This is a genomic window from Uliginosibacterium paludis (assembly GCF_039631355.1).
Taxonomy (GTDB): domain Bacteria; phylum Pseudomonadota; class Gammaproteobacteria; order Burkholderiales; family Rhodocyclaceae; genus Uliginosibacterium; species Uliginosibacterium paludis.
This window is the reverse complement of record NZ_JBDIVF010000001.1, coordinates 945,789-964,318: the sequence shown is the minus strand read 5'-3', so window position 1 is coordinate 964,318 and position 18,530 is coordinate 945,789. Positions and strand designations below refer to the sequence as shown.

Below are 18,530 nucleotides of genomic sequence, written 5' to 3'. Positions count from 1 at the left end.
GATCGGGTTTGCCCATCCGCTTTAGCCGTATTTGTTACGCGCCCGCAAGCTGAACTCAAATCGGCGCAATGCAGCAAAAGTACTCGTCGAGGCGGTGAAAGTCAAACCCGGGCTGCCGGCAGCAGGGCGCTGCCGGGCGGCTCAGAGCTTTGCCACCGCTTCGCGGATCTTGTCCGGCTCGTCCAGACGCAGGATCTTGCCGACCTTGACGCCCAGTTCGGTGGTGTCAGAAAGCAGGATGTCCTGCTTGATCTGCAGGATCTGGGCCGGATGCATCGAGAACTGGCGCAGGCCCATGCCCAGCAGCAGTTTGGTGAACTGCTTGTCGCCCGCCATTTCGCCGCAGACCGAGACCGGGATGCCGGCCTTGGCGCCTGCCTGGATGGTGACGGCGATCAGCCTGAGGATCGCGGGGTGCAGCGGATCGTAGAGATGGGCGACGGCTTCGTCCGTACGGTCGATGGCGAGGGTGTACTGGATGAGGTCGTTGGTCCCGATCGAGAGGAAGTCGAGCCGGCGGACGAAGAGTCCGAGTGCCAGCGCGGCCGCCGGAATCTCGATCATTCCGCCGATCTTGATGTCTTCGTCGAAGCGGATCTTTTCTGCCCGCAACTGGTTTTTCGCGTACTCGATCGCGTTGAGTGCCGCATCCACTTCATGCGCGTGCGCCAGCATCGGGATCAGGATCTTGATCTTGCCGTGAGCGGAAGCGCGCAGGAGCGCACGCAGCTGGGTCTGGAACATCTGTGGTTCGGCCAGACAGAAGCGGATGGCACGCAGGCCCAGCGCAGGATTGGTTTCGGCCCGCGGCCCGCCGGTGGCCAGCGTCTTGTCGGCGCCGATGTCGAGCGTCCGGATCGTGACCGGCTTGCCCGCCATCGCACGCGCAACCGTCTTGTAGGCTTCGAACTGCTCTTCCTCGTTCGGCAGGGTGTCCCGGTTCATGAACAGGAATTCGGTGCGGAACAGGCCGATGCCGTCGGCATATACGTCCTTGACGGCCGGAATGTCGCGGGGCAGTTCGATGTTGGCCTGCAATGCGATCTCGACGCCATCCATGGTGGCGGCGCGATTGGCCTTGAGGCGCTTGAGCTTGTTGCGCTCGAGCTCCAGGGCGCTGCGCTTGAGGCGGTACTCCTCCAGCACCCGTTCGTCCGGATCGATGATCACCACGCCGCGCGTGCCGTCGATGATGATGACATCGCCATCCCGGGTGATGTGCCGGATGTGGCGCAGACCGACGACGGCCGGAATGCCCAGGCTGCGAGCGACGATCGCGGTATGCGAAGTAGCGCCGCCGACATCGGTCACGAAGCCGGCGATCTGGCTGTCCTTGAAGTGGATCGTGTCGGCCGGCGAAAGATCGTGGGCCACGACGATGGTTTCGAGCCCGTCCTTGCCGCGCCGGGCGGTAACATGGCTCGGGTGGCCCAGCAGGGCCTTGAGCAGACGCTCGACCACCTGGATCACGTCCGCCTTGCGCTCGCGCAGGTAAGGGTCTTCGATGCTGTCGAAGTCGTCGACGATGGCTTCCATCTGCTGCACCAGGGCCCATTCCGCGTTGCAGCGACGCTCCCGGATCAGTCGGATGGCATTGGCCACCAGCATCGGGTCATCCAGCAGCAGGGTGTGCAGATCTACAAATGCCGACACCTCCGACTGGGCTGTCGTGGAGGTCTCTTTCAGCGCGCGCAGCTCGAAGCGGACCTTCGCGGCCGCGTCTTCAAGACGGGCGACTTCCGGCTCCACATGCCGGGGTGCGATCAGCAGGTGATCGACTTCAAGCAGTGCGTGCGAAATCAGGTGCGCAGTGCCGATGGCAATGCCTTGCGAAACCGGCAACCCGTGGATGATGAAAGGCATTGGCGGGCCTATTCGCGCTCGCCGAAACGGCTGTTGATGAGCTCGACGATGGCATCGAGCGCAGCTTCCGCGTCCTCACCTTCGGTTTCGATGGTCAGTTTCGTGCCGTGTGAAGCGGCCAGCATCATGACTCCCATGATGCTCTTGGCGTTAACGCGACGACCATCACGTTCGAGCCAGACTTCCGAACGGAACTGGGTCGCCAGCTGGGTCAGCTTGGCAGAGGGCCGTGCATGCAGGCCAAGACGGTTGGCGATTTCGGCAATCGCTGTCGGCATTTCAGATACTCCCTTTGATGTGGATGACTCCATCACAGGCGCCCGTGATGGCCTTCTGCACTACTGTGTCAATATCGTTCTTTTCCCGGTAGGTCAATACGCGAAGCAGCATGCTGACATTCACCCCGGCAACGACTTCCACCTTGCCCGGGTCGCGCAGCTTCATGGCGATATTGCTGGGGGTCGCTCCGAAGATATCGGTCAGGATCAGCACACCTTGACCGCTGTCGAGCACTTCGAGCTGGCGTCTGGCTTCGAGGAGGACGTCCTGCGGATCGTCCTGGGCGGCCACGCCGATCTGCACGATGCGCAAGGGACGCTTGTTCACCACATGGCATGCACACTGGATCAGTGATTCACCAAGGGTGCCGTGAGTGATGAGCAGGATGCCGATCATGGGGGCGGGCGAGGGGGCGTGGTCAGGCATTTTTACTCTACCACCGTGTCTGCCTGCATCCCGGAGACCCAGCGCAGCCGTGCCCGCATGGCCGTCGTGACGCTCACGCGCCCCGCCGAGTCCACCTTGAGAACATGGTCGACGCCGCATCGGCGGGCCATGTCGCGCCAGCGCTGGTCTGCCAGGAACACGGGTTTGCTGCAGACATCCGAGCGCATGCCGCTGGCCTCGCCCGGAGTGATCAGGATCGTGACGGCTTCGGTGTGCCGCGCCGGTTCGCCACTTTGCGGATCGAGCAGGTGGCTGTAGCGGCGGCCATCGAAATCGAAATAGCGCTGGTAGTCTCCGGAGGTGCCGATGGCTTCGCCATCGTAGAGTGCAAGGGTCGCCATGGGGCCTGGGGTCCGTGGATGCTGGATGCCTACGGACCAGGTCTGCTTGCCTTTGGTTCCGAGGGCCATCACGTTGCCGCCGATGTTGATCAGGGCGTTGCGGATGCCATGTTCATGCAGGATGGCCGCGGCCCTGTCCAGTGCGTAGCCCTTGGCGATGCCGCCGAGATCGAGCATCACGGCCGTTTTGCGGCTGCTTACGGTGTGGTCCCGGATCTCCAGGTCCAGGACGCTGGGGTGCGCGCGGACGGCCGCCGCAACGGCTGCAGGGTCAGGCAGTCGCGGCACGAAAGTGTCGCTGTGAAAGCCCCAGAGCTCGATCAGATGACCGATGGCCGGGTCGAAAAGTCCATCGCTGAGCGTTGCGTAACGACGCGATGCGTCGAGCAGATGGAGCATTTCATCGTCGACCTGTGCGGGCTTGCCCTGGGCGATCGCGTCGTTCAGTCGGGTGAGGTCGGAAGCCTGCCACGCATGGTAGCTGCGATGGAGGCGGTCGAATTCGCGCAGCACTGCCGCGAGCGCCGCACGCGCTTCGGGTTCCGGGCTGCCGAAGCTGACGACTTCGACTTTTGTGCCGAACACGTAGGATTCCTGGCGGACCAGTGGCCCGTCGCCGCATCCGCTCAGCAGGAGCGCGGCTGCCAGTGCCAGCAGGAAGCTGAGGCAGAGGCCACGTCTGCCTGTCTGATTGTGCATCCGCACATGATACGGCAGTCGGGCCTTTCAGTGCTCCGCGCGGAGTGCTTCGATGCGCTGCGCGAGATACTGGCGGTGCTGTGCGGCGGCGGGCTGGAACTGCGCGGGCGAGGTGTTGTCGGGTGCCTGATCCAGTGCCCGGATCAGCAGGTCGGGCGCGAAGTCATTGGCCAGGAGCATTTGTTCTGCATATCTGTCCGCGGCGAGGAGCTGCTCTGGCGTGTAGTCGGCCAGCGCCAGACCGGCGCCCAGCGCATTGATGCTGCCGGGCTCGTTGCCGAGCAGGGTCGCGGCGCTGAGCCGCAGCAGCTTGCGATCCACCGCATTGCGCAAGGCGTGTCGCAACTGGAGATGCCCCAGCTCTACGCAGAGCAGGGCGATCCTTGCGGACGGATCCGGCACGCTGGTGAGAAAACGTTCGTTGAGGATGATGTCTCCGCTCGGCAGGCTCATGAGGCGGGCGGTGGTGGAGGGCTCCCGGCTCAGCACCAGGCGATAGGGCGGCGCTCCGGCTTCCGGGGCGGAAAGCGCGCCGAAGCGGGCCTGCAACTGTTCGAAGTCGGCCTGCTGTGGCGAGGCGGAGGCGGCCTCTACCGGCAAACCGGCATGGGGGCGCGCGGCGCTGTCAGACATCTGTTGTGACGCATCGCGAATCCAGCTGGCCGGCAGGCTGTTTGCGATCGATTTGCCCAGCCGTGGCAGCGCGAGGTTCAGCACGCTGAGCAGCGCCGCAGTGAGGAGGCCGGCAAGCAGCGCTCTGGAAAAACGCACCGGGGCGCGGACAGGGGAGGTCGGGCGCGCCGGTGTGCAGCCCGGCTCGCCGGCCTCGGCTGCCCGCGCGTGCTGGGCACTCGTGGGGCTGAGCCTGAGCGAGTCGGGGACGAAGGACAATCTCATTGATTCCGCCGCATGAAGGTGGAAAGGATGAGTTGATTATGCGGGGCGTCAAATTCCGGACTGACGCCGCGCCCCTTCGTCGGTACGCAAATAAGGGTGCAGGACAAAACCTGACAGGGCTGCCCTTACTCAGCGTGGCAGGGTTTCGAGCTTCTCGATGAGTCGCTGGGCGATGTCGAAACCGGTCTGCTGGGCGATTTCCACCATGCAGGTCGGGCTGGTCACGTTGATTTCGGTCAGGTGCCCTCCGATCATGTCGAGCCCGACAAGCAGGAGTCCGCGCTCCCAGAGCACGGGTGCCAGGGCCGTCGCGATTTCCTGTTCGCGTGGCGTGATCGGCATGGCCACACCCTTGCCGCCTGCGGCAAGGTTGCCTCGTGTTTCGCCGGCCATCGGAATCCGTGCCAGGGTGTAGGGCATCACTTCGCCTCCGACCAGCAGCACCCGCTTGTCGCCCTCCGTGATCTGCGGCAGGTAGCGTTGGGCCATGATCGTGCGCTGGCCGTCAGCGGTCAGCGTTTCGATGATGGCATTGCGGTTCGGGTCTTCCTTGCGGACGCGGAAGATGCCGGTGCCGCCCATGCCGTCGAGCGGCTTCAGGATGGTGTCGCCGAGTTCGTCGATAAACGCGTTGAGGCTGGCGGCCTCGCGCGCGATCAGTGTGGTCGGCGTGAATTGCGGAAACTCGGCGATCGAGACCTTCTCGGAATGGTCACGAATGGCGCGCGGATTGTTGAACACCCGAGCGCCCTGGGCAACGGCCCGCTCCAGAATCCAGGTCGCGGCAACATACTCCGCGTCGAAGGGCGGGTCCTGACGCATCAGCACGGCATCGAAATGCGTCAGCGGAAGGAGCGCCTCGCCGCCGGGCTCATACCACTGATGATTGTCGGTGCTCACGCTGAGCTGCAGTGCGCGGGCGCTGACCAGACCGTCGCGCACCACCAGCGATTCCCGCTGGATGGTGAAGAGGGCGTGGCCGCGTGCCTGGGCGGCGCGCATCATGGCCACGCTCGAGTCCTTGTAGGGCTTGAGCGTGTCAAGCGGATCGATGATGAACGCGATCTTCATGCCGAGGCCAGTTCTGCCGGAGCGGTCTGTTCGATTTCGACGGCGGCCGCGAGCAGGGCGAGCCGGGCGATGACGCCGTAAGCGTAGAAGCGGTTCGGGGGCGCGTCGGTCGACTTCTTGCAGTCCGGCACGTTGCAGCAGGTTTCGAAAGCCAGCGGCTCGAAATGCATGCCCGGCGCGTTGAGATTCTCGTCGCGCCCGCGCTCACCGTGGACACGGTAGAAGCCGCCCACGACATAGTGATCCATCATGTACACCACCGGCTCGGCCACGCCGCCATTGACGGTTTCCAGCGTGTGCACGCCTTCCTGGATGATGACTTCGGAGACCTGCTGGCCTTCCTTGATGACGCTCATCTTGTTGCGTTGCTTGCGATTGAGTCCGACGACTTCGGACGCGTCACGCACCGTCATCACGCCCATGCCGTAGGTGCCGGCGTCTGCCTTAACGACCACGAAGGGCGTCTCCTTGATGCCGTATTCGGCGTACTTCTGGCGGATCATCGTGAGCAGTGCATCGACCTGGGTGGCGAGGCAATCTTCGCCGGTGCGGTCGTGGAAGTTCAGTTCGCCACAACGCCCGAAATAGGGATTGACCAGCCAGGGGTCGATATCGAGCAGGCGGGCAAAGCGCGCTGCGACCTGGTCATAGGCCGCAAAGTGATTGGATTTGCGGCGGGTGGCCCAGCCCGCATGGATCGGCGGTAGCAGCCACTGATCTTCAAGCCCCTGCAGGAGGGCCGGGGCACCAGCGGACAGATCATTGTTGAGCAGCACGGCGCAGGGGTCGAAGTCCTTGAGCCCGAGCCGGTTGCCATGGCGCACCAGCGGCTCCAGCAGCAGGGAGCTGCCGTCAGGCAGTTCGATCGGGGTCGGCTCGGTGACGTCCGGCAGCAGCGAGCCGATCCGCACTTCCAGACCGGTCAGCCCGAGGATGCTGGCGATGCGCGCTACGTTCTGCAGATAGAACAGGTTGCGGGTATGGTTTTCCGGGATGAGCAGCAGACGGCTGGCATCCGGACAAAGACGCTCCACCGCGGCGTGGGCTGCCTGCACGCACAAGGGCAGGAAGTCGTCCGACAGATTATTGAAGCCGCCGGGAAACAGGTTCATGTCGACGGGCGCCAGCTTGAAGCCGCTGTTGCGCAGATCAACCGAACCGTAGAAGGGGGGCGTGTGCTCGATCCACTCCGAACGGAACCATTGTTCGATGCGGGTGGCGTTGCCAAGCAGACGTTTTTCCAGCTCCTGGAGCGGGCCGGACAGGGCGGTGGTGAGATGCGGCACCATTTACAGCCTCTTTTCTCGGGGGAATGTTGGGCGGCTTGCCGGGCATGGGATGGTAACCCATCCGGCAGGAGCCGGTCTTAAAGCGGCGGGCATGCGGCGATTCGCGTAAAATCCGGTTCTTCCGTTTCCAGCCATGGTACTTCCCTTCATGTTTTCCGGAATCGTCGCAGCTGCAGGCCGCGCCGCAGCGTGCGATCCCTCGCGGGATGGCGCGCGCGCCGAGTCCGGTCGCCACGCCAGCAAGTGGGTGCAGGGATGCCATTTTTCAATCAACCCGCGGTCAATTTCGTCTGGCGCGTCCGCGCCAGTACCGTGCAGGGCCGGCCGGGCAGGCTTTTCCGGCGTCCGGCACGGCGCGTGCGGGCCTGAATGGAAAACCAGTCATGAGTAACGTACAGCTTTCCCCCATCCGCGACATCATCGAAGACATCCGCGCGGGCAAGATGGTGATCCTCATTGATGACGAGGATCGCGAGAACGAGGGCGATATCGTCATTGCCGCGCAGCATGTCACGCCCGAGGCCATCAACTTCATGGCCCGTCATGCGCGGGGTCTGATCTGCCTGACGCTGACCGAGGAGCGCTGCCGCCAGCTGGGCCTCAACCCGATGGCGCGTGACAACCGCAGCCAGTTCACCACCGCCTTCACCGTCTCCATCGAGGCGGCCGAAGGCGTGACGACCGGCATTTCCGCTGCAGACCGCGCGCGCACCGTGCAGGCAGCGGTGGCGCGCAATGCCCGACCGGCCGACATCGTGCAGCCGGGCCATGTCTTCCCGATCCAGGCTCGCCCGGGAGGCGTGCTGGTGCGCGCCGGGCATACCGAAGCCGGCTGCGATCTGGCAGGTCTCGCCGGGCTTGAACCCGCCTCGGTGATCTGCGAGATCATGAACGAAGACGGCAGCATGTCGCGCCTGCCCGACCTGATTCCCTTTGCGGAGCAGCATGGGCTGAAGATCGGCGCGATTCGCGACCTGATCCACTACCGGGCGGCAGTCGAGAAGCTCGTGGAGCGCGTGGCCGACAAGCCGGTGCAGACCGCTCACGGCGAGTTCCGTCTGGCAGCCTTCACTGATCGCGCGTCCGGCGAGCTGCACCTCGCACTCTACAAGGGCGAGCTCACGCCGGATGTCGAAACGCTCGTGCGCGTGCATGAGCCGGTTTCGGTGCTTGATTTTCTCGACCCTGCCGGCAGCCGCCACAGCTTTCCGATCGATGACGCACTGCGTCGCATTGCGGCCTTTGGCCACGGCGTGCTGATCATGCTGCGCCGCCCCGAAACCACCGATGAAATGCTGGCTGCGCTGGGCGTGAAGCAGGATGCGCCGAAGCCCGCCGCCAAATGGGATCCGCGCCTCTTCGGCATCGGCGCCCAGATCCTGCGCGATCTCGGTGTGGGCCGCATGCGCGTCATGGCCACCGCCCGCCGCATTCCCAGCATGACCGGCTTCGGACTCGAAGTGACCGGTTACGAAGAACCCGACGCCTGAACAGGTACGCTCAACATGCCCAGTCTTGAAAACATCTCCGTGCTCCAGCCCAACCTCGAAGGCAAGGGGCTGCGCATTGCCATCGTGACCGGCCGTTTCAACGCCAATATCGGCGAAGGTCTGCTTGGCAGCTGCCTCGATACGCTGCGTGCACACGGCGTCGCGGAAGCCGACATTCTGGTCACCAAGGTTCCCGGCGCGCTCGAAATGCCGCTGACATTGCAGGCGCTGGCCCAGACCAAGCGCTTCGATGCGATGGTGGCGCTTGGCGCCGTGATCCGTGGTGACACCTATCACTTCGAGGTCGTGTCCAACGAAATGGCCTCCGGCATTACCCAGGTCCAGCTTGACACCGGCATTCCGGTGGCCAACGGAGTGCTGACCACCAATACCGATGAACAGGCGGAAATCCGCATGGAAATCAAGGGGCGCGAATGCGCCGAGTGCGCCATCGAAATGGCCAATCTGCTGAGGACGATCCGCGCATGAGCGAAGAACAGAAGAAAACCCCGCGCCGCCTGGCGCGCGAAGTGGCCATGCAGGGCCTCTATGAATGGCGCATGAGCGGCAACTCCCTGCCGGTGATCGAAGACCACCTCGAGCAGGAGAGCGAAGAGTGGGCGCGGGCTGACAAGCCGCTGGCGCTCGTCCTGCTGCGCGGAGCGGCCAACAACGCCGATGCGCTGGAAGCCAGCATCGAAGCCTTCGTCGATCGCCCGCTGGCGGAGATTTCGCCGATCGAGCGGGCGATCCTGCTGCTCGGGGCGTATGAACTCACCCACCGTATCGAGACGCCCTACCGCGTCGTGATCAACGAAGCCATCGAGCTGGCCAAGGCCTTCGGTGGCACCGACGGGCACCGCTACATCAATGGCGTGCTCGACAAATTCGCCCCCACCGTGCGTGCCGCGGAAGTCGAACATGCCGCCAAGCAGAAGGGGAGAAAGGGCTGAGCGCCCCGGCTTGCACCGGCTGCCGGAACGGAAGACGCCGTGCTTCCGGTCATGCGGCCTTGTGCGCCTTGAGCCCTGCTGCCTGACACCATGCCTGGCGAGTTCGAACTGATTCAGCGGTTTTTCCACCAGCCGACCAGCCACACGGAGCTCGGGGCGGGGGACGACGCCGCGCTGATCCGGCCTCGCCCGGGCATGCAGCTCGCGATTTCGACCGACATGCTGGTCGAGGGACGCCATTTCTTTGCCGGTGCCGATCCTTTCCTGCTTGGCTGGAAAGCTGCTGCGGTCAATATTTCCGACATGGCCGCGATGGGGGCCGAGCCGCGCTGGATCACGCTGGCGATTGCCCTGCCCGCGGCCGATGAGGCCTGGATCGATCTGCTCGCCCGCGGCTTCCGTGATTGCTGCGAAGCCTATGTGGTGGATTGGGTCGGAGGCGACACCACCCGTGGTCCGCTCAACCTGTGCCCGACGATCTTCGGCGAGCTGCCTGCCGGCGAAGCCATCCGTCGGGATGGCGCCCGTCACGGCGATGACATCTGGATTTCCGGTTGGCCCGGCATGGCCGCCCTCGGACTGGCGCACCTCCGCGACGGGCTCGAGTTGGTCAGCGGCTGGCAGGAGTCCTGCGTCGAGCGCCTCCACCGCCCGATGCCCCGTGTCGCGCTGGGCATCAAGCTGCGCGGGCTGGCAAGTGCGATGCTGGATGTCTCCGACGGCATGCTGGGTGATCTCTCCCATATTCTCGAGCGCTCGGGTGTCGGCGCGGTGCTTGAGGAAACCAGTCTGCCGATTGCGCCACTCCTGGCCGCCTGCCGCCGGACCGAGCATGCGATGAGCGCCCTGCTCTCGGGCGGGGACGACTACGAATTGCTGTTTACCGTGCCGCGTGAGCAGCGCGGCCAGATCGAGGCACTGGCGCGCAAGCTCGAGCTGCCGCTGCACCGCATCGGCCGCATTCTCGACAAGCCGGGGCTGTGGCTGCAGCGCGGCAATGGTGTGGCGGAGAGCGTCGAGGCTCTGGGCTTCGATCACTTCGGCGCTTCCTGATTTTCCGTTTGCCGCGCCGATGAGCGTCGGCCGTTTCCGGTAATGCCATGAATACCGTTTCCAATCGTCCTGGTCTTGCGTTTCTTTTTTCCAAACCGCCGCACCTGGTGTCACTGGGCTTCGGGGCCGGGCTGGCGCCGGTGGCGCCGGGCACGGTGGGCAGTTTCGTGGCCTGGGGGCTGTACGCCCTGCTGCCGGCCGGGCTGCCGACCGGCTTGCTGCTGGCCGTGCTGGTCATCGCCTTTTTTACCGGTGCAGCCTGTATCGCGAAAACCGGCGCCGCGCTGGGCGAGGTGGATCACGGTTCGATCGTCTGGGACGAGTTCGTGGCGGTATGGCTGGTGCTGCTTTTCGTGCCGGCCACGCTGTGGTGGCAGCTGGCTGCCGTGGTGGTCTTCCGCTTCTTTGACATTCTCAAACCCTGGCCCATCCGCCAGGCTGACCGCCGCTTCAAGAACGGCCTCGGCGTGATGTTCGATGACCTGCTGGCGGCCGGCTACACGCTGCTGCTCATGGCGCTGGCCATCCGGGTGCTGGCGTGAGTACTGCCGCCCGGCTCGACTTCATCCTGAAGCTCGACGGCCTCAAGGCGGTGGAGCGGCGCACCCTGCCTTCCGGCATGAATCGTCCGGAAAACAGCGCGGAGCACAGCTGGCACTGCGCGCTCTGTGCGCTGTTCATGGAGGCGGAGTGCGCTTTCCCGGTGGATGCCCGTCACACGGCCTTATTGATGCTGATGCATGATGTGCCGGAGATCGGCTGCGGTGACACCTTCGCCTATGCGGCGGCGCGCGCCGGGGCGGAAGCGCGCGAGCGTCAGGCGTTGCTTGAGTTGCTCGGTTCCTTGCCGGGCGCGGAATCGGGCCGGCTGCGCGAGTTGTGGGAAGAGTTCGAAGCCTGCGAGACGCCGGAGGCCCGCTATGCCAATGCGCTCGATCGCCTGGTGCCGGTGCTGCACAACCTGAGTCATGACGGTCTGAGCTGGCGCCAGCATGGCGTGCGGCTCGAGCAGGTGCTGGCCCGGCTCCGTTGCGTGGCAGAGGTGTTGCCGGGCGTCTGGGCCTTGCTGCGACCGCGGCTGGAACAACATTTTGCGGAGGCAGGACATGAGCGATGAATTCGAGGACATGGCCCGTCAGCTCGGTGCGCTGCTCGCGCAGCGGCGCTGGCTGCTGACGACGGCGGAATCCTGCACCGGTGGCCTGGTGGCCGGCGCGGTGACGGCGATTGCCGGCTCCAGCGCCTGGTTCGATCGCGGTTTCGTGACCTATTCGAACGAGGCCAAGGTCGAGCTGCTGGCGGTTTCACCGCTCACGCTGCATGCGCATGGCGCCGTCAGCGAGGAAACCGTGCGCGAGATGCTGGCGGGCGCCCTGCTGAAGTCGGTGGCGCATGTCGCGCTTGCGGTGTCCGGCATTGCCGGGCCCGGCGGCGGAACGCCGGACAAACCGGTCGGTACGGTCTGCTTTGGCTGGCAGCGCCGGGGCTATCCGGCAACATGCGTGACCCGCCACTTTGACGGCGACCGGCAGGCTGTGCGTGCGGCGGCGGTTCGCGTCGCGCTTGAAGGCGTTTCAGGTCTGGCTGCTGCCTGAGCCGGTCTTCGCCCTGCGGCGGTCCCGGATGCACAGGCCGCGCCCTTTGCGCTGCTCCAGCTCGAAGAGATCGATGGCGCGGAAGATGTCGGCCAGCTTCTTGTAGCCGTAGTTGCGCGAGTCGAAAGAGGCCTGATTGCCGATCAGGCTGCCGACCCGGGCCAGCGGCGACCAGCCGTCATCGCTCTCGGCCGAGAGCACGGCGTTGCGCAGCAGGGTGATGAGCTTGGCATCGCCCTTGAGTTCCTTGGCGCCCCATTTCCGGACGCTGATGCTGGCGTCTTCGCTGCTGTCGCGCGGCGTTTCTTCCCGGTCAAGATAGAGGAACTTCGAGCAGGCATTGACGAAGGGTGAGGGCGTCTTGCGCTCGCCGAAGCCGACGACGGTCTTGCCGTCGGCCTGCAGGCGCGTGGCCAGTGGCGTGAAGTCCGAGTCGGAAGACACCAGCGCGAACACGTCGACCCGGCGCGAATAGAGGGCATCCATCGCATCGATGGCCAGCGCCATGTCGGTCGCGTTTTTCCCCTTGGTCAGGTCGAACTGCTGGATGGGCTGGATAGCATATTCATGCAGCAGCTTTTCCCAGGAGCTGAGCCGCTCGCCCTTCCAGTTGCCATAGGCGCGGCGGATGCTGACGGTACCGAAGCCCGCCAGTTCGTTGAGGATCACGTCGACATGGCTGGCGGGAGCGTTGTCGGCATCAATGAAAAGGGCGACGAAGCGATCGGAGCCGTTCATGGCAGTCCCTGGCCGTAAGATGGGTTTCCCATCTTACGCGGGAGTCTTCGCCCGGGCTGGTGCTTACGGACAATTTGACCGACTCCCGACTCCCGACTCCCGAGCTCAGTGCTGCCTGTGCTTGCCGGACAGCCCCAGCTTGTGCTGCAGCCAGTCGAAGGAGAGGAAGAGCGCCGGTGTGATGTAGAGCGTGATCAGCTGGGAGAAGATCAGCCCACCGACGATGGCGACCCCCATCGGCTGGCGCAGTTCGGCGCCGGCGCCGATGCCCAGCGCGATCGGCAGGGCGCCCATGATCGCGGCCAGCGTCGTCATCATGATCGGGCGGAAGCGCAGCCGGCTGGCTTCCGAAATCGCCTTCTCGGGCGACAGGTGTTCCGTGCGCTGCGCTTCGAGTGCGAAGTCGATCATCATGATCGCGTTCTTCTTCACGATCCCGATCAGGAGCAGGATGCCCACCATGGCAATGAAGGTGAGCTCCAGCCCGGCGAGCCGCAGCGAGAGCAGGGCGCCTACCGCTGCGGAAGGAATGCCGGCGAGGATGGTGACCGGGTGAATCCAGCTTTCATACAGCACGCCCAGCACCACATAGATGACCGCGATGGCGATGAGGATCAGCCACAGCTGGCTGTTCTGCGAATCCTGATACACCGCGGCGTCGCCCGCGAAGGAGCCGAACACGTTGGCCGGCATGGCCATTTCGTTCTTGATGCGGGTGACTTCCTCGATGGCCTGCGAAAGCGTGACGTCCTGCGCCAGATTGAAGGACAGCGTGACCGCCGCGATCTGCCCCTGGTGGTTGACGGTGTTGTTGACCGAGGCGCGCTCGATGCGCGAGAAGGCGGTGACCGGGACGAGCTGTCCGGTCTTGGAGCGCACGCGCAGAAACTCCAGCCCGCTCTCGTCCGCACGGTACTTTTCGTCCCATTGCAGCAGGACCGGGAAGTTGTCCTGCGGCGCATAGATCGTGGTGACCTGGCGCTCGCCGAAGGAGGCGTTGAGCACATTGCGCAGGCTCTGCATGTCGACGCCGAGCGCCAGGGCCTGGTCGCGGTCGATGACGAGCCGTGCCTGGATCGCGCGCCGCTCGGCATCCGAGTTGATGTCTTTCAGCAAGGGCGATTCGCGCAGCCGGCGCTGCATGCGTTCGGCCTGGTTGGCGACCAGGTCGTAGTCGACCGATTGCAGCGTATACTGGAAGCGGGCATTCGCGCTGCGGCCACCTAGGCGCAGGTTCTGGATGGCCGAGAACGAGACCTGGCCGCCTGCGATGCCGGCCGTGTCCTTGCGCAGCTGATCGAGCACTTCCTTCATCGCCGGCCGCTCGCCCTTGGGCTTGAGCGTGATGAAGAGGAAGCCGCGATTGCCGCTGCTGTTCATGTTCGAGACTACGTCGAGTACGGCAGGATTGGCGCGGATTTTCTCGTCATAGCGGAGCACCAGATCCCGGGTGGCTTCCCAGGACATGTCCTGGGCGGGCGTGACCGGCGCGCGAACCTGGCTGATGTCCTCGTCCGGGAAAAATCCCTTTGGCATGATCAGGTAGAGCCAGACGGTTCCCACGCAGGTGGCCAGTGCGAGCAGCAGCATGAGCCAGCGCTTGCCGAGCGTCCAGGCGAGGCTGCGGGTATAGGCGCCGAGCACGCCATCGAACATGCGCTCGAAGGCCCGGCTCCACCAGGGGGTCTTGACGTCGTCATGACCGTGGCGCACGAAGCGCGCCGCGAGCATCGGGATGATGGTCAGTGCTGCGAGGGCGGAGACCGCAATCGACAGTGTCACCACGATCGCGAACTCGTGGAACATCAGGCCGATGGTGCCCGGCATGAAGAAGATGGGGATGAACACGGCCACCAGCGACACCGAGATCGAGACCACCGTGAAGCCGACTTCCCGCACACCGCGCACGGCCGCGTGGAAGGGTTTCTCGCCGTTCTCGATGTGGCGCACGATGTTTTCCAGCACCACGATGGCGTCATCCACCACCAGACCGATGGCGATCGTCAGCCCCATCAGCGAAATGTTGTTGAGGCTGTAGCCGTACCAGAGCATCAGGCCGAAGGTGCCCAGAAGCGAGGCCGGCAGCGAAACAGACGGGATCAGTGTTGCCGAGAGCCGGCGCAGAAACATCAGGATGACCAGCATCACGAGCCCGATGGTCAGCAGCATCGTGAGGCTGACGTCGTGGATCGAATCGCGGATGGACGTGGAGCGGTCGTTGAGGATCTGGATGTCGACCGACTCGGGCAGCTGGGATTGCAGCTTGGGGATGGCCGCGCGAACCGCGTCGACCACGGCCACCGTGTTGGCACTGGGCTGACGCAGCACCTGCAGGTTGATGCCGCGCTTGCCATTGACCCAGCTGGCGCTCTTGATGTTCTCGACGCTGTCTTCCACCGTGGCCACATCCGTGAGGCGCACCGGCTGCCCGTTCTTCACCGCCACGATCATGCGCGAGAAATCTCTTGCATTCATGAGCTGGTCGTTGGCCGAGATGACCAGGGTCTGCCGCTTGCCCTCGAACGAGCCCATCGGCGTGTTGGAGTTCGCCGCGGCGAGTGCGGTCGACAGCTCGCCGATCGAGAGGTCGCGTGCCGCCAGCCGGGCGGGGTCGACGGTGATGCGCACGGCATAGCGCTTCTGGCCGTTGATCGACACCTGGGCCACGCCGTCCAGCGTGGAGAGCGTGGGCGAGATCAGGTTGTCGGCGTAGTCGTTGAGCTGGTCGAGCGAGATCGAGGGTGAGTCGAGGGTGATGAACAGGATGGGGTCATCTGCCGGATTGACCTTGCGGTAGCTCGGCGGATTGGTCATGTCTTTGGGCAGCTGACGGTTGGCCCGCATGATGGCGGCCTGCACGTCGACCGACGCGGCATCGATGTCGCGCGAGGGAATGAATTCCAGCGTGATCGAGGTGCTGCCAAGCTGGCTGCTCGACGTCATCATCTTGAGGCCGGAGATCGTCGAGAACTGGCGCTCCAGCACTGTGGCCACCGAGGACGCCATGGTTTCCGGGTTGGCGCCCGGCAGGCTCGCGCTGACCTGGATGATCGGCTGGTTGAAAGAAGGCAGCGCCGCGATGGGCAGCTGAAACCACGCGGCCAGACCGGCCAGCATGACCGACAGCCACAGCAGCGTGGTGGCTACCGGTCGGTGGATACTCTGTTCGGAGAGCCTCATTGCGCCCCCGATGCCTTGGCTGCCTGACGCTCGCGCCAGCGCGCGATGATTTCCCGCTTCTGATCGTCATTCGCGTTGGCCCAGCGCTCCGGGTCTCTCGGCTGGAAACCCGCCGGAATCTCGACACCGCCGGCCGCGCCGGCCTTGTCTGCGGCCGCCGGGGCCGAGGCTTCTCCGCGCGGCCCGCCATCCTTCCTGCGGCCACCGTCCTCGCGTTTGCCGTTGCCCGACTCCTGGATCTTTGCGCCCGGCCGCAGGTTCTGCGTGCCTTCCTGGACGATTTTCAGGCCGCCGGGAATCCCCGAGACAACGGCTTTCTGGTTGGCAATGCGGAGGACTTCAACCGGCTTCGGTTCGACGGTCTGGTCGTCGCCCACCGAATAGACAAAACGGTTGTTTGGCCCGTTCACGACGGCCTGGGCCGGCAGTACGACCACGTCGCGCAGCTCCCCTGCTTCAACCGAGACATTCACGAACTGGCCGGGCCAGACGAGGCGCTCGCGGTTATCGAGGCGACCTTTCACCAGCAGCGTGCCGGAAGCCTTGTCCACATTGCTGTCGACGAAAATCACTTCGCCCTTCAGCGTGGCCTGCGCATTGGTACGGGCGGAGAGTCGCACGCTGCCCTTGCGCAGGGCTTCGAGCAGCGGCGGCATGTCGCGTTCGCTGATGGAGAAGCTCACGCCGATCGGATTCATGCGGGTGAGCTTCACCATCGATGTCGCGGTGGAGTTCGACGTCACCAGACTGCCGGGGCGCACGTTGATCACGCCGGCGCGGCCGTCGAAGGGCGCGGTGATGCGTGTGTAGGACTGGCTGACACGCGCCTGCTCGAGCGCCGCCTTGGCCTGGCCCAGGTTTGCGAGCGCGGTGTCGAGACGGTTGCGCGAGGTGTCGAGCGCTGACGGCGCGATGTACTGCTTCTCGAAGAGTTCCTGAGAGCGGGCGAGATCCCGTCGGGCGATCGCGACGCCGGCGTCCGCGCTGGCCACGGCGGCTTCGGCCTTGCCGACGTTGGCGGCGTCGTCCCGCGCGTCCAGCGTGAAAAGCAGCTGCCCGGCCTTGAGCTCCTGACCTTCCCGGAAATGGATCCCGGTGATCATGCCGTTCTTCTGCGGACGGATGTCCACTTCATCCAGCGCCAGCACATTGCCCTGGGCTTCGATCATCAGCGGAACGGTTTCGACACGGCTTCGGGTCGTGGTGACGACCTGGATGCGGTTGCCGCGATCACTCTGCCCGCGGGACGAAGCGGAGGCGTTGCTGTCTTGCTGTTTTTCTGCAGCGGAATCATGTTTCTGACATGCCGCGAGCAATCCGGAAAGGACAAGCAGCAGGACAAGCGGGGTGCGGGGCATCGTTTTCATCCTGGCGTTTCCGCCATGGGCCTGAGTTGTGAGGACACTGCGATGCGTTGATCTTCGCTGAACTGGCTGCGTCACGCCAAGGCTCTTAACGCACCTTGACGTTGCATTCCGCACGGCTGTTGTCACAAGTCCTTCGTGGTGTATATTCATACAGCTTTCCGGCGAGACTGCGCGGCCCGGGCTTGATGGCCGGTCGCTCACGCAAGCTCTGTGCCATAATCAAATTCATCTTCAGGAGATCGGTTCAATGGACGACAACAAGGCCAAGGCGCTCGCCGCCGCGCTTTCCCAGATCGAGAAGCAGTTCGGCAAGGGTTCCATCATGCGGCTGGGCGATGGCAAGCTGGAGGAAAACATCCAGGCCGTCTCCACCGGTTCACTCGGCCTGGACATCGCGCTGGGGATTGGCGGCTTGCCGCGCGGCCGCGTCGTCGAAATCTACGGTCCGGAATCCTCGGGCAAGACGACGCTGACCCTGCAGGTCATTGCCGAGATGCAGAAGCTCGGTGGCACAGCTGCCTTCATCGATGCCGAGCACGCGCTGGATGTGCAATATGCCGCCAAGCTGGGCGTCCGGGTCGAGGACCTGCTGATTTCGCAACCCGATACCGGCGAACAGGCTCTTGAGATCGCCGATATGCTGGTGCGCTCCGGCAGCGTGGATATCGTGGTCATCGACTCGGTTGCCGCACTTACGCCCAAAGCCGAAATCGAAGGCGAAATGGGCGATCAGTTGCCCGGCCTGCAAGCCCGCCTGATGAGCCAGGCGCTGCGCAAGCTCACCGGCAACATCAAGCGCACCAACACCATGGTCATCTTCATCAACCAGATCCGCATGAAGATCGGTGTGATGTTCGGCAATCCGGAAACTACCACCGGTGGCAACGCGCTCAAGTTCTACGCGTCGGTCCGCCTCGACATTCGCCGCACCGGCACGATCAAGAAGGGTGACGAAGTCGTCGGTTCCGAGACCAAGGTCAAGGTCGTGAAAAACAAGGTTTCGCCGCCGTTCAAGGAGGCGCACTTCGATATCCTCTACGGGGAAGGCATCTCGCGCGAGGGCGAAGTCATCGACATGGGCGTGGAGCAGAAGATCGTCGACAAGTCGGGTGCGTGGTATGCCTACAACGGCGAAAAGATTGGCCAGGGCAAGGACAATGCGCGCGAGTTCCTGCGTGCCAATCCGGCGCTGGCGGTCGAGATCGAGAACAAGGTGCGTGCGGCGGTAGGCGTGGCCGCCGTTCCTACGGCAGAATCCGTGGAGTAAG

18 protein-coding genes are annotated in these 18,530 nt (G+C 64.4%); 8 read left to right on the top strand and 10 right to left on the bottom strand.

Features of this window, described 5'->3' with window-relative positions; translation table 11 throughout:
• Positions 1 to 141: 141 nt before the first annotated feature.
• The 7 genes from ptsP to gshA all read right to left on the bottom strand — a co-directional run bounded on the left by ptsP (position 142) and on the right by gshA (position 6,886).
• A complete protein-coding gene (gene ptsP, locus ABDB87_RS04670) occupies positions 142 to 1,863 on the bottom strand; it encodes a phosphoenolpyruvate--protein phosphotransferase (protein WP_345924506.1) in 1,722 nt (573 codons plus the stop codon).
• Positions 1,864 to 1,871: 8 nt separating this feature from the next.
• A complete protein-coding gene (locus tag ABDB87_RS04665) occupies positions 1,872 to 2,141 on the bottom strand; it encodes an HPr family phosphocarrier protein (protein ID WP_345924504.1) in 270 nt (89 codons plus the stop codon).
• A 1-nt stretch (position 2,142) separates the two neighbouring features.
• Positions 2,143 to 2,538 (bottom strand): PTS sugar transporter subunit IIA, encoded by a 396-nt coding sequence (locus tag ABDB87_RS04660; protein WP_345924502.1) that lies wholly within the window; start codon positions 2,536 to 2,538, stop codon positions 2,143 to 2,145.
• A 32-nt stretch (positions 2,539 to 2,570) separates the two neighbouring features.
• Positions 2,571 to 3,629 carry an FAD:protein FMN transferase gene (locus tag ABDB87_RS04655; protein ID WP_385918109.1) on the bottom strand — a complete coding sequence of 353 codons (1,059 nt, stop codon included), beginning with the start codon at positions 3,627 to 3,629 and terminating at the stop codon, positions 2,571 to 2,573.
• Positions 3,630 to 3,656: 27 nt separating this feature from the next.
• Entirely contained in the window at positions 3,657 to 4,526 is an 870-nt protein-coding gene (locus ABDB87_RS04650) for a M48 family metalloprotease (RefSeq protein WP_345924500.1), read from the bottom strand.
• 129 nt (positions 4,527 to 4,655) lie between these two features.
• Positions 4,656 to 5,597, bottom strand: coding sequence for a glutathione synthase (gene gshB / locus ABDB87_RS04645; protein ID WP_345924498.1), 942 nt, complete (start codon positions 5,595 to 5,597; stop codon positions 4,656 to 4,658).
• A complete protein-coding gene (gene gshA / locus ABDB87_RS04640) occupies positions 5,594 to 6,886 on the bottom strand; it encodes a glutamate--cysteine ligase (RefSeq protein ID WP_345924496.1) in 1,293 nt (430 codons plus the stop codon). Before gshA ends, gshB begins: the two co-directional genes overlap by 4 nt.
• 383 nt (positions 6,887 to 7,269) lie before the next feature.
• On the opposite strand from gshA, the gene ribBA reads away from it, so the two are divergent.
• The 7 genes from ribBA to ABDB87_RS04605 all read left to right on the top strand — a co-directional run bounded on the left by ribBA (position 7,270) and on the right by ABDB87_RS04605 (position 11,977).
• A complete protein-coding gene (gene ribBA, locus ABDB87_RS04635) occupies positions 7,270 to 8,376 on the top strand; it encodes a bifunctional 3,4-dihydroxy-2-butanone-4-phosphate synthase/GTP cyclohydrolase II (protein ID WP_345924494.1) in 1,107 nt (368 codons plus the stop codon).
• 15 nt (positions 8,377 to 8,391) lie between these two features.
• The gene (gene ribH, locus ABDB87_RS04630; protein WP_345924492.1) at positions 8,392 to 8,865 is read left to right on the top strand and encodes a 6,7-dimethyl-8-ribityllumazine synthase; all 474 of its coding nucleotides are present in this window, start codon (positions 8,392 to 8,394) and stop codon (positions 8,863 to 8,865) included.
• The gene (nusB, locus tag ABDB87_RS04625; protein ID WP_345924490.1) at positions 8,862 to 9,329 is read left to right on the top strand and encodes a transcription antitermination factor NusB; all 468 of its coding nucleotides are present in this window, start codon (positions 8,862 to 8,864) and stop codon (positions 9,327 to 9,329) included. Before ribH ends, nusB begins: the two co-directional genes overlap by 4 nt.
• Positions 9,330 to 9,419: 90 nt before the next feature.
• Positions 9,420 to 10,382, top strand: a complete 963-nt coding sequence (gene thiL / locus ABDB87_RS04620) for a thiamine-phosphate kinase (protein ID WP_345924489.1) — start codon at positions 9,420 to 9,422, stop codon at positions 10,380 to 10,382.
• A gap of 47 nt (positions 10,383 to 10,429) precedes the next feature.
• Complete coding sequence (locus tag ABDB87_RS04615; RefSeq protein WP_345924487.1) at positions 10,430 to 10,924, top strand: phosphatidylglycerophosphatase A family protein; 495 nt, start codon at positions 10,430 to 10,432, stop codon at positions 10,922 to 10,924.
• The gene (locus ABDB87_RS04610) at positions 10,921 to 11,499 is read left to right on the top strand and encodes an HD domain-containing protein (protein ID WP_345924485.1); all 579 of its coding nucleotides are present in this window, start codon (positions 10,921 to 10,923) and stop codon (positions 11,497 to 11,499) included. Before ABDB87_RS04615 ends, ABDB87_RS04610 begins: the two co-directional genes overlap by 4 nt.
• Positions 11,489 to 11,977 (top strand): CinA family protein, encoded by a 489-nt coding sequence (locus ABDB87_RS04605; RefSeq protein WP_345924483.1) that lies wholly within the window; start codon positions 11,489 to 11,491, stop codon positions 11,975 to 11,977. Before ABDB87_RS04610 ends, ABDB87_RS04605 begins: the two co-directional genes overlap by 11 nt.
• On the opposite strand, the gene ABDB87_RS04600 is transcribed toward ABDB87_RS04605, so the two are convergent.
• From ABDB87_RS04600 to ABDB87_RS04590, 3 genes are all read right to left on the bottom strand, one after another.
• Positions 11,957 to 12,715, bottom strand: a complete 759-nt coding sequence (locus ABDB87_RS04600; protein ID WP_345924481.1) for an NYN domain-containing protein — start codon at positions 12,713 to 12,715, stop codon at positions 11,957 to 11,959. The genes ABDB87_RS04605 and ABDB87_RS04600 overlap by 21 nt on opposite strands.
• A gap of 105 nt (positions 12,716 to 12,820) precedes the next feature.
• The gene (locus ABDB87_RS04595; RefSeq protein WP_345924479.1) at positions 12,821 to 15,895 is read right to left on the bottom strand and encodes an efflux RND transporter permease subunit; all 3,075 of its coding nucleotides are present in this window, start codon (positions 15,893 to 15,895) and stop codon (positions 12,821 to 12,823) included.
• Positions 15,892 to 17,253, bottom strand: coding sequence for an efflux RND transporter periplasmic adaptor subunit (locus ABDB87_RS04590; protein WP_345924477.1), 1,362 nt, complete (start codon positions 17,251 to 17,253; stop codon positions 15,892 to 15,894). Before ABDB87_RS04590 ends, ABDB87_RS04595 begins: the two co-directional genes overlap by 4 nt.
• A gap of 256 nt (positions 17,254 to 17,509) precedes the next feature.
• Here ABDB87_RS04590 and recA point away from each other — a divergent pair, with 256 nt between their 5' ends.
• Positions 17,510 to 18,529 carry a recombinase RecA gene (recA, locus tag ABDB87_RS04585; RefSeq protein ID WP_345924475.1) on the top strand — a complete coding sequence of 340 codons (1,020 nt, stop codon included), beginning with the start codon at positions 17,510 to 17,512 and terminating at the stop codon, positions 18,527 to 18,529.
• The last annotated feature ends 1 nt before the right edge of the window (position 18,530 follow it).